The organism is Gordonia sp. OPL2 (assembly GCF_003797825.1).
Lineage (GTDB): Bacteria > Actinomycetota > Actinomycetes > Mycobacteriales > Mycobacteriaceae > Gordonia.
This window is the reverse complement of the sequence record NZ_RKME01000014.1, coordinates 52765-66354: the sequence shown is the minus strand read 5'-3', so window position 1 is coordinate 66354 and position 13590 is coordinate 52765. Positions and strand designations below refer to the sequence as shown.

Sequence of the window (13590 nt, the reverse complement as noted above, 5' to 3'; positions counted from 1 at the left end):
CCGCTGCGCAGCGGTGAGCTCCAAAGGTACGAGCTCGGACTCAGTGCCGTCGTGGAAGTTGTCGACTGACCCCATTGCCTCTCTCTTCCAGGTCATCGGCCAGCCCGATCAGGCATCGGTCGGTTCGACCGACACCGGAACCGTGTTGGGCTGTCTGTTCCGGGGGAAGGCTGTTCCCTCGCAACAGTGTGCGTCATTATCCACCTTCCACAACGAACTTCACCATGATTCGATTGAATGGCAGTGCGCCTCAGTGACCACGCAAATCGCTGATCACGGACTGGCTCACGATAGGAATTCGATCCTGCCACCCGGTTCGTTACCGATCGGTCGACCGAGTCGACCAAACGTATGAACACTGTGATCGCAGTCGTAATGATTTCGTGTCCTCCGACGACAGTCCTGCGAGGACATCGGCGATGATTTCGGTACCCTGGCCCACACGGACGCTCTCCCCCAGTCCGAGGTGTGACGCCAGGCCGTACGTCGCCGGTGCCCAGGTACGCGTGTCTTGATCGTCCGGCCGTGTGCTCCGGCAACCGAGGTGGCCCGAGAGGAGTAGTTGATGGCCGAGCAGTCCCGTGAGACGACCGCTGCACGCGATACGACTGCACGAGATTCGACTGCATCCGGGACGACTGCACCCACGACGACGTTCCGGTCGAACGCATCCACCCCGGCGTCGACCACCGGCCGTCGCGCCGACACGCAGCCGTCGCGGCGCCCGGCCCACGGCGGACCGGCCGACAGCGCACTGTCGGCATCAGTTCCGGATGTGCTCACCTCCGGCGACCTTCCTGTCGATCCCTCGCGGTTTTCCGCCCGTCACTCCGAGGCCGCGCCCGACCCCGCTCCTGACCGGATCGGCCCCGACGATGCCGGTGCCCGCGACCACAACAGAGATTCCACCGAGAATGCGGGCGTCGACCGACCGGCTCGACCCCGACATGCGGCCGTGCCGGGTGACGATGCACCCACAATTCCTCTGCCGACCGTACCCGAAGGCGGCCCGGCGTCGCCCACCAGCGTGGCCACCGGATGGCAGATCGTGTCCCCCGACAGCGGCATCGATGCAGGTCACGGCCCGAGGGCCCCGCTCGCGGACCCGAGGACACGCGCGGCGCAGATGACTCCCGAACCCGACGCCGTCACCGGCGCGCTCACCGATTCGGACACCGTCGTCGACGACCGATCGCGGGCAACCGACGACACCGTCGCCGGGACCGCCGCCGCCACCGACGACACGCCCCCCGATCGGGCCGAGGACGTCCCCGCCGACGTGCCCGGCTCGGACGGCTCCGGCCCCGAGTACGCCATCCAGGCCGTCGACCTGCAGAAGCGGTTCGGTGAGCACGTCGCGGTCCACAGTGTGAGCTTCTCGGTCGCCAAAGGGTCGATCCTCGCCCTGCTCGGCCCGAACGGCGCCGGCAAGACCACCACGGTCAACATGCTCTGCACGCTGCTCAAACCCGACGGCGGCACAGCGCTCGTCGCCGGTCACGACGTCGCGTCCGATGCAGCAGGCGTCCGCCGGTCCATCATGCTGACCGGTCAGTTCGCCGCACTGGATGAGGCGCTCAGCGGCCGGGACAACCTCATCCTCTTCGGACGGCTGATGGGGCTGCCGAAGGCGACGGCCCGGGCCCGCGCGGACGAACTGCTGACGTCCTTCGACCTCACCGCTGCCGGCAAACGCAAGGTCGGCGAGTACTCCGGCGGTATGCGCCGGAGGATCGACATCGCGTGCGGCCTCGTCACCCAACCCGAGGTCGTGTTCCTCGACGAACCCACCACCGGCCTCGACCCGCGCAGTCGCCAAGAGGTGTGGAATCTCGTCGAATCACTGCGCGATCAGGGCGTGACGACCCTGCTCACGACCCAGTACCTCGAAGAGGCCGACACGCTGTCCGACCACATCGTGGTCATCGACCGCGGCCGGGTGATCGCCTCGGGTACCGCCGACGAACTCAAGGCCGCGACCGGCGCGTCGCACTACGAGGTGACCCCGGCCGACCCGCACGACCTGACACGGCTGACGGCCTGCCTGGACGACCTGATCGCCGAGGGACCGGCGGAACGTCCCGAGGCGGACACCGCGACATCGGTCGCCGTGCCCGCCCCCGACGGTGCCGACACCCTGGTGGAGATCGTGCAGCGCACCACGACCGCGGGCATCCGCCTGTCGGACGTGGCGCTCCGGCGTCCCAGCCTCGACGAGGTCTTCCTCGCACTGACCGATCCGGCTCGTGCCGAGGTCGCCACGGCAGACTCCCCGCGGGTCGACGACACCGCTGCCACCACCTCCGCACCGGCCGCCGACGGGCCGGAATCGACGACGTGACAACGCAATCCGTCTCCGTCGACCGCCCGAGGACGCGCGCGTCGGTCCAGTGGTGGACCCTGACGAGCCGCGGCCTCGCCGCGATGATCCGCAACGGCGAGATCATCTTCGCGTTCGTCGCGCCCATCCTGCTCGCGATCTGCTTCTATCTGCCGCTGCGAGCGATCATGGACTCCGATCCGTCGATGGACTACGCGGCGTTCCTGATGCCGATCATCTCGCTGCAATCGGTCAGCTTCGTCGCGTCGTCGGCGGCCATGCGCGCCGCCGTCGACACCACGAAGGGGATCAACACCCGCTTCCGCACCATGCCGATGCCCGCCGCGATACCCACGCTCGCGCGTCTCGGCACCAACGCGGTGCTGCTGGCGATCTCGGTCGTCTGCGCGGCGGCCACGTCGCTGGTGATGGGATGGCGGCCGGAGGGCAGCCTGCTCGACACGGTCGGGTTGTTCGCGGTCGTGATGGCGGTCGGCATCCTGATCGCGGTGCTCGCAGACGCGATCGGCCTGCTGTCGAACAGCCCCGAGGCGACCAGCCAGGCGCTGTCGCTGCCGATCCTGATCCTGGGCATGCTGTCGACGGGATTCGTGCCCGAGAGTCAGTTCCCCGACTGGATTCAGCCGTTCGTCCGCAATCAGCCGATCTCGCAGTTCGCCACCTCGATGCGTTCGCTCAGCGACGGTACCGCGACCCTCGAGGTGCTGACCCCGACCATCTGGTGGTGCGTCGGCCTGGCCGTCGCCGGCATCGTCCTCACCGGCATCGGTGTGCGGAGGATGATCCGATGACCAGCCTGACCGTGACCGGTACCGACCCGGCATCCGGACCCGCCGAGCGATCGGTCCGGGCCTGGGCGGCGCAGAGCGGGGTGCTCGCATGGCGCCAGATCTCGGTGATGGTGCGCGACAAGGGCACCTTCATCCAGCTCATCATCGTGCCGATCCTCACCCTGATCATGTTCAAGGTGGTCCTCGGCGACGCCATCGGCAGCGCCACCGGCGAGGACAGCACGTACGGCACGGTCCCCCTGGTCATTCTTGTCAGCGCCATGTTCGGGTCGGTGGCGGCCGGCATCCGTCTCAATCAGGAACGCAGCACCGGCCTCCTCGCGCGGCTCTACGTCCTGCCGATCAACCGGGCCGCCGACCTCACCTCCCGCCTGCTCAGTGAGGTCTTCCGGATCGTGGTGGTCACCGCACTGCTGATCGCGGTCGGCACGACCATCGGTTTCGACATCACCGGCGGTGTCGGCGCGGTCGCCGGGATCTTCGGGGTCTCGCTCATGTTCGGCGTCGCCTACGCGACCCTGGTCCTGGCATTGGCGGTCAGCGCGCAGCCGTCGGCACCCCTCGTCCCGCTGCTGTCGCTCGTCTCGAGCGTGCTGATGTTCTTCAATTCCGGCTTCTCGCCGATCGACGCCTATCCGGAGTGGCTGCAACCGGTGGTGGAGAACCAGCCGATGACGCCGACGATCGAGGCGATGCGTTCTCTCGCGACCGGAGAACCCGCCGGTCACGACGCCATCAAAGTCGCGATCTGGACGATCGTGATCATCGGGGTGTGCATCTACCCGGCGCTGCGCGGCTATCGAAAGGCCGCGACCGCCCGCTGAGTCACAGGTCGTCTCGGGTCACGCGGGCTCGAAGGATTCGCGCGAGCCGGACCACCGCCAGCCGAACCACCGCGAGCCGAACCACCGTGAACGCCATCGGCCCACTCAGCCGACGATGCCGATCTGCTCGTATCCGTCGTCGATGTCCCGGGCGAGCCAGTCGACGACCTGTCCGGTCGCGCCGGCCACGGCGCCCGGCTCACCGAGCGTCCCGATGCGGGGCAGACAGTGCAGGATCGAGGCGACGACCGACGACCCGATGCCCAGTCCGTTGCGCTCGGCGACGGTGTCATATCCGGTGAATGCCTCGGCGAGGTCGCCGTAGGTGGCCGATTCGCCACCGAACCGGACCGCGGTGAGCCCGGGGGTGATCTCGGCACGACGCCGGACCTCCCGCTGTGTTGCGAGCAACCGCCCGCTCCCCCACGGCCCGTTTCCCCATAGCCCGGTGTCACCGACCATGTCAGTCCCGCTCTCGGAAGATCCATGGGAGCGGCGGGGCGACTACCGACGAGAACCCTACGAGCTCCCTGTGTGAGAAATCGTCCCAGATGTGGGGGCCGCTGTCACGGCAACGGGCCAGTGGAGATCAGGAATTCCCGAACTCCACCGGCCCGCCTGGTCGTGAGCTGTCTCAGGCGTCGCCGGAGGCGGCCTTGTCGGCCTCCATGGCGTCGATCAGGCTCTTCGGACGCAGATCCGTCCAGTTCTTCTCCACATACTCCAGACACGCGGCCCGAGAATCCTCACCGAAGACCTTCGTCCACCCCGCTGGGATGTCGGCAAAAGTCGGCCACAGCGAATGCTGATTCTCATCGTTCACCAGGACGTAGAAACGTCCGTTCTCGTCATCGAACGGGTTGGTCATGTGCTCGGTCGTTCCTCTCGCTCTTCTCTGTGGTGGTGGCGGTCGTGTGCCGCCACCGGCGTGGCCTTGCCGGTCGTCGACCGGCCGATCCTCATCGGTCCCCCAACTGCCTGTCGAGCCACGGTCCGACGGTCTCCAGGACCACCGCGTCGGCCAGTCCCAGGTGGTGGGCGTCGACATCGATATTGGTGATCGTACCGGTCACGTATCTGCGCCAGGAGGTGCGGACGCCCGTCGGGTCGATCTTGTCGGCCGTGGCGGTCACCACCGACAGCGGGCCGTCGAACACATCGGGCCGGTAACCGGCCCCGATCCGGCTCGCCGCGTCGAAGCTGTCCATCACCCACTGGACCTGGTCCGCACGCAGCAGTCCCATCGCGGCGATCTGCTCCCGAACGATCGCCGCCACGTCCTCGGGGGTCGCCGCTGCGACGTCGTCGGAGAGATCGAACAGGTCGCGCCACCCGCCGAGCAGGTCGTTCGCCAGTGCACCCGCCTGCTCTCCGCTCGGCTCCGCGGATTCGAGACGACTCCGGTCATCGCCGGCAGCGGACGGCCCGCCGTCGGCCGACGATGACATCGCCGGCGCGACGGCGTCCATGATGCCCAGGAACGCGACCTCGTCGCCGTCGTGCTGCAGCATCACCGCCATGGCGTGGGCGATCTGGCCGCCGAGTGACCACCCGAGCAGGTGGTACGGCCCTTCCGGCCGGATCTGCCGGATCTCCTTGACGTAGCGCAGCGCGAGTTCCTCGATCGACTCGGCGGCCGGCTCACCGGTGACCACGTGGGGATCCTGCACCCCGTAGATCGGCCGGTCCGCCAGGTGCGGTGCCAGTCCGCCATAGAACCAGGCCAGACCACCGGCCGGGTGGATGCAGAACAGTGGTGCGCGCGTGCCGTCGCGCCGCAGCGGCACCACCACGTCCCCGACGACCGCACCCGTCTCATCACCGTCGATGCGTGCCGCGATCCCGCGGACCGTGGGATCGCTGAACAGCCAGGCGAGTTCGATCTCGACGGATCGCTCGCGGAGCCGGGCCAGCACCCGGGTCGCCGACAGCGAGTTGCCGCCGACGTCGAAGAAGCTGTCCGTCGCGCCGACCCGGTCGAGTCCGAGGACATCGGCGAAGGTCTCGGCGACGAGCCGCTCGGAGTCCGTCGCCGGTTCCACGTGCGAGGTGATGGTGATGGTCGGCGCCGGCAGCGCACGCTTGTCGAGCTTGCCGACGGGGGTCACCGGCAGCGTGTCGAGCACCGTGAACGACGTTGGGATCATGTGCCGTGGGAGATGGCGTCCCAGGTGTGCGCGCAGCTCGTCCACATCGGTGTCGGCGTCGCCGACGATGTAGGCCGTCAGCGACGACACCGGATCACCGACTCCGAGGACCACCGCCCGACGCACCTCGGGATGTTCGGCGAGCACCGTCTCGATCTCGCCGAGCTCGATGCGCAGACCGCGGAGCTTGACCTGGTCGTCGCTGCGGCCGTCGATCTCCAGACCCAGATCGCCGGTGCCGGAGATCGTCCACCGCGCGACGTCGCCGGTGCGATACATCAGCTCCCCGGGGGCCCCGAACGGTGCGGCGACGAAACTGCTCGCCGTCTGTGCGGGGCGGCCGAGGTAGCCGCGGGCCAGCGACGGACCCATGATGTGGAGTTCGCCGAGCGTGCCCACGGGCACGGGACGCAGCCGGTCGTCGAGCACGACGAGCCGGACCCCGCTCAGGGGATCACCGATGCGCACGGGTGCGCCGGGCACCATGGGCTCCGACAGGGTCGCGGCGATCGTCGCCTCGGTGGGGCCGTATCCGTTCAGTGTCGGTGTGCGACCGGCCCATTCGTCGGCCAGTGCCTGCCCGACGACCTCGCCGCCGGTGGTGAGAGCGGCGAGATCGGGCAGGCCGTGGGACGGCACCGTCGCCAACACGCTGGTCGTCAGCATGGCGTGCGTGATCCGTTGGCCGGTCATGTATCGGTGTAGTTCGTCGCCGCCGACGGCGTCGCGCGGCCGGTAGACGAGGGTGGCACCGGCCGCCATCGCCGACACCATCTCGGAGACGGACACGTCGAAACTCGGGGAGGCGAAGCCGAGAACCCGTGCGTCCGGGCCGATCCCCATCAGCCCGTTGGACGTCGACACGAAGTCGTGCAGGCCGCGATGTGTCACCGCGACGCCCTTCGGACGACCCGTGGACCCGGAGGTGTAGATGACGTAGGCGAGGTTGTCGATCCGGGTCACACCACGGAGCTCATCCGGCCGCAGCAGGGTATCCGGTTGTGCGGCAACGACCTCGGCGTCATCGATCCGGAGCCAGTCGATACCGGCCGCCGGTCGCCCGGAGTCGTCGGGGTGTGCGTCGAGTGCGCCCTCGGCGTCGGCGTTCGTCAGCCCGATGTCCGCGCCGCTGTCGGCGATCATCATCTCCACGCGGTCAGCGGGATAGTCCGGATCGACGGTCACGAAGGCGCCGCCGGCGCGGGTGACCGCCCAGATCGCCGTCAACAGATCGACCGACCGGCCGATCGCCACCGCTACGGGACGGTCGGGTCCTGCACCCGCCGAGATCAGCTGCCGGGCCCACCGATTCGAGCGACGATCCAGTTCCGCGTAGGTCGCCGTCCGGCCGTCGGCATCGACGACGGCGACCGCGTCGGGTCGCTCCCGCGCCGTGCGATCAAACAGATCCGACAGCAGCAGCGGTGTCGCCGACGGCGCGCCGGCGACCGGGACGAGACGTCGGTACTCGTCGTCGTCGAGCAGGTCGATGTCGCCGACGACGACCTCCGGGGTCCGGGTCATCGTGTCCAGCACCTCGATCAGTCGCCGACCGAGGTCCTCGACCGTCGGTTCGTCGAAGATGTCGGTGGCGTAGATGATCGACCCGTGCCAGGGACCGTCGTCGGTGGCGGACACGGTCACCGTGAGGTCGACCTTGGCCGACACCGCGGGCGGCGCGAGCGGCGTGATGCGGACACCGTCGACGTCCCCGCCGGTCAGCGTCGACGCGGCGACGTCCGGCACGGTGGACGCCTCGAAGCTGAGTGACACCTGGAACAGCGGGGCGAACGATTCGGACCGCACCGGGTTGAGCCGCTCGACGACGGCCTCGAACGGCACATCGGAATGATCGAATGCCGCGAGATCGGCCGTGCGGACCGTCTCCAGCACATCCCCCACCGGCGCGGCGGTGTCGACGGGGGTCCGCAGCACCACGGTGTTGACGAACATGCCGACGACGTCGTCGAGAGCGCGCTGTCCGCGACCCGCGACCGGTGTGCCGATGACGATGTCGTCGGTCGCCGACAGCCGGGCGAGCAGGGTGGCCAGGGCGGCGTGCACCACCATGAACGGCGTGGCGGAATGCCTACGGGCGAGCCCCGCCGTGCGCGCGGCCACCGATTCGGGAATCTCGAAGCGCGTCAACGCACCTCGCCCACTCGCCACCGCGGGACGGGAACGGTCGGCGGGGATCTCCAGCACGTCGGGCAGCCCGGCGAGTTCGGTGTCCCAGAAGTCGAGCTGCCGGCCGATCACCGACGTCGGGTCGTCGGGCGAGCCGAGTTCGCGGCGCTGCCACAGCGCGTGGTCGGCGACCTGCACGGCGAGGTCGGGCAGCGCGGGGTCCTGCCCGCGGGTGCGGGCCCCATAGGCCGTCATGACGTCGCGGACGAGGGGTGCGATCGACTCGCCGTCCGCGGCGATGTGATGCACCACGACGGCGAGTACGTGCGTCTCGTCGGGACCGGAGAACAACCGCACCCGGATCGGGCACTGCGTGGCCAGATCGAAGCCGACGGCGACGGCCGCGTCGATCTCGGCGCGCTCGCCGACAACGGCCCAGTCGAGGGCGGCCTCGGCGCTTCGGGCAGGGTGCACGTGCTGTCTCGGGACGCCGTCGGTCTCGGGGTAGGTGGTGCGCAGCGTCTCGTGCCGTGCCACCACATCGTCGATCGCGGCGTGCAGCGCATCGACGTCCACGGGGCCGTCGAGACCGAGGATGATCGGCATGTTGTATGTGGGCGAGGCGGTGTCGAACCGGTTGATGAACCAGATCCGCTGCTGCGCCAGAGACAACGGGATCTCGTCGGGACGACCGACCGCGACGATGCCGGCCGTCGACCGGCCGGTTCCCGGTGCCAGTCCCGCGGCGAGTTCGCGGACGGTGGGCGCATCGAACAGACGGCGCACCGGTACGTCGGTGTCGAGGGCCTGCGCCACCCGTGCGACCACCCGGGTCGCCGACAGCGAGTTGCCGCCCAGGTCGAAGAAGCTGTCGACGACGCTGACGTGCTCGACCCCCAGCACATCGGCGACGATCCCGGCGATGGCCTCCTCGAGGTACCCGACGGGCGAGACGGTCTCACCGGCCGCCGAGAACTCCGGCTCCGGCAGGGCCCGGCGATCCAGCTTGCCGGCGCTGTTGCGCGGGATGTCGTCGAGGACGGTCCATACGGTCGGGCGCATGTACTCCGGCAGGGCGCGCGCGACCTCGTGTCGCACGACGTCGAGGTCGATGCCGTCGCCGGCGAGGTAGGCGACCAGATGTTCTCCGCCGCCGGGCGCGGTGGCGACGGTCGCCACCGCGTGCACCACCGATTCGGCCGCGGCGAGCACGGACTCGATCTCGCCGAGCTCGATCCGCTGGCCGCGCAGTTTGACCTGGAAGTCGGTGCGGCCGAGGTACTCCAGCTCCCCCGCCGGGTTCACGCGGACGAGGTCGCCGGTGCGGTAGAGGCGGTCGCCGGGCTCCCCGAACGGGTCGGCGACGAAGCGTTCGGCGGTGAGGTCAGGACGTGCCGCATAGCCGCGGGCGAGCTGTACGCCACCCACGTAGAGTTCGCCGGGCACGCCGACGGGGACGGGCCGCAGCCGGCCGTCGAGCACGTGCGAGGTCGAGTTCCACACCGGCACCCCGATGGGGGTGGTCACCGCGTCCGCGTCGATCGCATCGATCTGCTGCCAGGTGATCTCGACCGCCGCCTCGGTCGGGCCGTAGAGGTTGAACAGGTCGGCGCCCGGGATCAGTTCGCGGGTCTGCGCGGCGACGGCGGGCGGCAGCGCCTCACCGGTGGTGGACAGGATGCGGACGCTGTCGAGGGCCGCGAGCCGTTCGGCCCCGGCCAGCTCGAGGAACACCGACAGCATCGACGGCACGAAATGCACCATCGTGGCGCGATGTTCGGCGATCTGCTCGGCCACGTACACCGGGTCGAGGTGGCCGTCGGCCTCGAGGATGAGGGTCTGCGCACCGATCATCAACGGGGCGAACAGTTCCGGCACCGAGCAGTCGAACGTATAAGGCGTCTTCAGCACAACGGTGTCGGACACATCGATCGGCAGTTGGTGCAGACCCCACCACAGCCGGTTGAGCACCGCCTCGTGGGTCAGCGTGACGCCCTTGGGCCTGCCGGTCGAACCAGAGGTGAAGATCGTGTACATCGCGTGCTCCGGCCGCAGCGGTACACGCCGGTCGTCGTCGGTGACCGGCGTCGTGTCGCCGGTGACCGGCGCGGAGGCGTCGACGACGACCGTCTCGACCGTCGACTCGGCAACCGCCTCCGGGGCGCCGTGGGCGGCCGACACGAGCACCAGCTCGGCGCCCGCGGTCGTCACCATGTACTGCACGCGGTCGCCCGGCGCGGTGACGTCGATCGGCACGTACTGTCCGCCGGCCGCGACGACCGCGTGGACGGCGAGGACCATCTCGATCGACCGCGGCATGCACACACCGACCGCGACATCGGGCCCCACACCCCGGTCGATCAGTTGGTGGGCCAACTCCGCGACACGGTCGGCGAACTCCGCGTAGTCGACGGTTCGTTCGCCGAGTCGCAACACGGAGGCCGACGGCAACCGCCGGGCCTGCCGCGTCAGGATGTCGGGCAACAACTCGTCGCTCACCAGCACGTCGTGACCGGTCGCACGTTCGGTGTCCGCGAAGCGCTCCGCGGAGTCGAGGAGTTCGACATCGCCGACCGCCGCACCCGGGTCGGTGGTGACCGCGTCGAGCAGGCGTACGAACCGGCTCGCCATCGACCGTACGGTCGCGGCGTCGAACAGATCTGTGGCATAGAGGATGTCGACGGTCGCGTACGCACCGGCGGCGTCGGTCGAGACGCCGACGGACAGGTCGACCCGCGCCGGTGGGACGCCGGGTTCCGCGACCGGTTCGACCCGGATTCCCTCGTGCCCGGCGTCGTCGGGCGACAGTGCCCGCAGGGTCTCCGCGGCGCGCACGACACTCTGGTCGACACTCAGCATCACCTGGGTGAGCGGCGCGAACGCGTCGGAGCGGACAGGATCGAGGGCCTCCACCAGATATTCGAACGGCACGTCCGCGTTCGCGAGTGCGTCGAGGTCGGTGCGGCGCACGAGGTCGATCACCTCGTCGAAGGAGGCTGCCGCATCGATCTCCGTGCGCAGCACGAGTGTGTTGACGAACATGCCGACCATGTCGTCGAGGGCGGCACGGCCGCGGCCCGCCGTCGGTGTGCCGATGGCGATGTCGGTCGTCGCGGACAGTCGTGCGAGCAGCACCGCGAGGGCCGCGTGGATCACCATGAACTCGGTGACTCCCCGCTCCGCTGCGAACGCAGTCAGTCGCTCGGATGCCTCGCGTGGGATCGGATGGGCGATCCGTCCACCGCGCATCGAGGCCGACGACGGTCGCGGACGGTCGGTCGGGAGATCCAAGACGTCCGGCAATCCGGCCAGCGTCTCGAGCCAGTGGTCGGCCTGGCGTCGCAGGACCGACTCCGGGTCGTCGGCGGCCCCGAGTACCCGTTGCTGCCACACCGCGACATCGGCGAATTGCACCGGCAGCGGGGCGAAATCGGGTGACTGTCCGGCGGCGCGGGCGCGGTAGGCCGCCGTCAGGTCGCGGACGAGAGGCGCGAGGGACTCGCCGTCGGCGGCGATGTGGTGGGCGACGAGGAGCAGGATGTGCTCCCCGCTTCGGGCCGCATACAGGCGGGCGCGCAGGGGCAGATCGGCGGTGACGTCGAATCCGGTGCGGGCCGCATCGAACAGGTCGGCCTCGGTGTGCACCTCGTCCCAGTCGAACGCCGACGTCAACTCCTCGACCGGCACGATCACCTGTTCGGGCCGGCCGTCATCGGCCTGCGGGAATCGGGTGCGCAGGATCTCGTGCCGCGTCATCACGTCGAGCAGAGCACGATGAAGCGCCGAGACATCCAGTGCCCCATGCAGTCTCATCGCCGCCGGGATGTTGTAGGCGGTCGACTGTGGGTCGAATCGGTTGATGAACCACATCCGCTGCTGGGCGTTCGACAGCGGGATGTGTGCCGGGCGGGGGCCCGCGACCAACGGTTCGACGTACCGACCCGACGCCGGCATCCCGGGCGCGCCGTCGCCGCTCGCGGCGATGCGTGCGGCGAGTGCCCGCACGGTCGGCGCCTCGAACAGGTCGCGCACCACGACGTCGGTGTGCAGTGACTCGGCCACGCGGGCGGTGACCCGGGTCGCCGACAGCGAGTTTCCGCCGAGTTCGAAGAACCCGGTCGTCGCACCGACCTCGTCGATGCCGAGCACGTCGGCGAAGATCTCGGCGATCACCCGTTCCTCGTCGGTGTCCGGGGCGACGTCGAGATCTGTCTCGATCACCGGGGCCGGCAGCGCCGCCGCGTCGAGCTTGCCGACCGGGGTGAGCGGCAGGGTGTCGAGAACGGTGAACGACGACGGGATCATGAAGGCGGGCAGACGTTCCGCGAGCAGCGCGCGCACCTCGTCGACGACGCCATCGCCATCGCCATCGATGCTGCCGGATGTCGGGCTGTCGCCCTGACCGTCGACCACGAGGTAGGCGGCGAGCGCCGTGGCCACCGATCCGCCGACACCGACGACCACTGCGGCCGCGATGGCGGGATGTGCCGTGATCGCCGACTCGATCTCGCCGAGCTCGATGCGCAGACCACGCAGCTTCACCTGGTCGTCGGATCGGCCGGCGTACTCCAGGACGAGTTCACCGGAGGCGTCACGGCGCCATCGCACGAGGTCGCCGGTGCGATACATCCGTTCGCCCGCAGAACCGCTCCCGTTCTGGGCCACCCCGTTCGGTGCCGCGACGAATCGGTCGGCGGTCAATGCCGGTCGGTCGTGATAGCCGCGCGAGAGGGCCCGTCCGGTCACGTACAGCTCGCCGACGACGCCGACGGGCACGGGGTGCAGCCGTGCGTCGAGCACCGCGAGTCCGAGCCCGGCCAGGGCGGTGCCGAGCCGGACCGGCTCGCCTGCTCGCATCGGGGCCGACAGTGTCACGCCGATGGTGGTCTCGGTCGGTCCATAGAGGTTGTGCACCGCGACGTGCGGCGACCAGTCGTCGACGATCGCCGTCGGTACCGCCTCGCCGCCGGCCATCAGGCCGCTCAGATGGGGCAGCGCCGCCGGATCGAGCGTCGCGAGAACGGTCGGGGTGAGGAAGGTGTGGGTGATCCGCTGCTCGGCACAGAACGTCTGCAGTACGCCGCCGCCGACCGCGTCGGAGGCGCGGTAGACCACGGAACCGCCGGACACGGTGGCGAGCAGATATTCGAGTACGGACGCGTCGAAACTCGGTGACGCGAACCCGAGGACGCGCGGCGCGGTGTCCGGCTGTGCGATGAGCTCGTCCCCGATGTCCAGGCGGGTGAGTTCCGCCTCGGCGAAGTTCGCGAGTCCGCTGTGGGTGACGGCGACCCCCTTGGGCCGGCCGGTCGACCCCGAGGTGTAGATGACGTACGCGACGTTGTCGGGCCGGATGAGCG

General features: G+C 69.5%; 6 protein-coding genes (1 of these 6 only partly in view). 3 read left to right on the top strand and 3 right to left on the bottom strand.

Annotation, left to right across the window (positions count from 1 at the left end):
* Positions 1-565: 565 nt before the first annotated feature.
* From EEB19_RS26955 to EEB19_RS14670, 3 genes are read left to right on the top strand one after another with little or no spacing between them, the layout of a single operon-like run.
* Complete coding sequence (locus tag EEB19_RS26955) at positions 566-2341, top strand: ATP-binding cassette domain-containing protein (RefSeq protein ID WP_262365676.1); 1776 nt, start codon at positions 566-568, stop codon at positions 2339-2341.
* Positions 2338-3132, top strand: coding sequence for an ABC transporter permease (locus tag EEB19_RS14675; RefSeq protein WP_187587484.1), 795 nt, complete (start codon positions 2338-2340; stop codon positions 3130-3132). The genes EEB19_RS26955 and EEB19_RS14675 overlap by 4 nt, the downstream gene beginning before the upstream one ends.
* Positions 3129-3956, top strand: a complete 828-nt coding sequence (locus EEB19_RS14670) for an ABC transporter permease (protein ID WP_187587482.1) — start codon at positions 3129-3131, stop codon at positions 3954-3956. Before EEB19_RS14675 ends, EEB19_RS14670 begins: the two co-directional genes overlap by 4 nt.
* A 105-nt stretch (positions 3957-4061) precedes the next feature.
* Here EEB19_RS14670 and EEB19_RS14665 read toward each other — a convergent pair whose 3' ends face one another.
* The 3 genes from EEB19_RS14665 to EEB19_RS14655 all read right to left on the bottom strand — a co-directional run.
* On the bottom strand, positions 4062-4367 hold the full coding sequence (locus EEB19_RS14665) for a hypothetical protein (RefSeq protein ID WP_187587480.1): 306 nt from the start codon (positions 4365-4367) through the stop codon (positions 4062-4064).
* 223 nt (positions 4368-4590) lie between these two features.
* The gene (locus tag EEB19_RS14660) at positions 4591-4824 is read right to left on the bottom strand and encodes an MbtH family protein (protein WP_187587478.1); all 234 of its coding nucleotides are present in this window, start codon (positions 4822-4824) and stop codon (positions 4591-4593) included.
* Positions 4825-4915: 91 nt separating this feature from the next.
* Positions 4916-13590 carry the 3' end of a non-ribosomal peptide synthase/polyketide synthase gene (locus tag EEB19_RS14655; protein ID WP_187587475.1) on the bottom strand. Its footprint extends 46321 nt past the window's final position, so 8675 of the gene's 54996 nt are visible here — the last part of the coding sequence; its start codon lies beyond the right edge, outside the window; the stop codon is at positions 4916-4918.

Excerpts from the sequence above, each read along its gene's own strand:
- EEB19_RS26955 (WP_262365676.1), top strand. The coding sequence starts at position 566 with ATGGCCGAGCAGTCCCGTGAGACGACCGCTGCACGCGATACGACTGCA.
- EEB19_RS14670 (WP_187587482.1), top strand. The coding sequence starts at position 3,129 with ATGACCAGCCTGACCGTGACCGGTACCGACCCGGCATCCGGACCCGCC.
- EEB19_RS14660 (WP_187587478.1), bottom strand. The coding sequence starts at position 4,824 with ATGACCAACCCGTTCGATGACGAGAACGGACGTTTCTACGTCCTGGTG.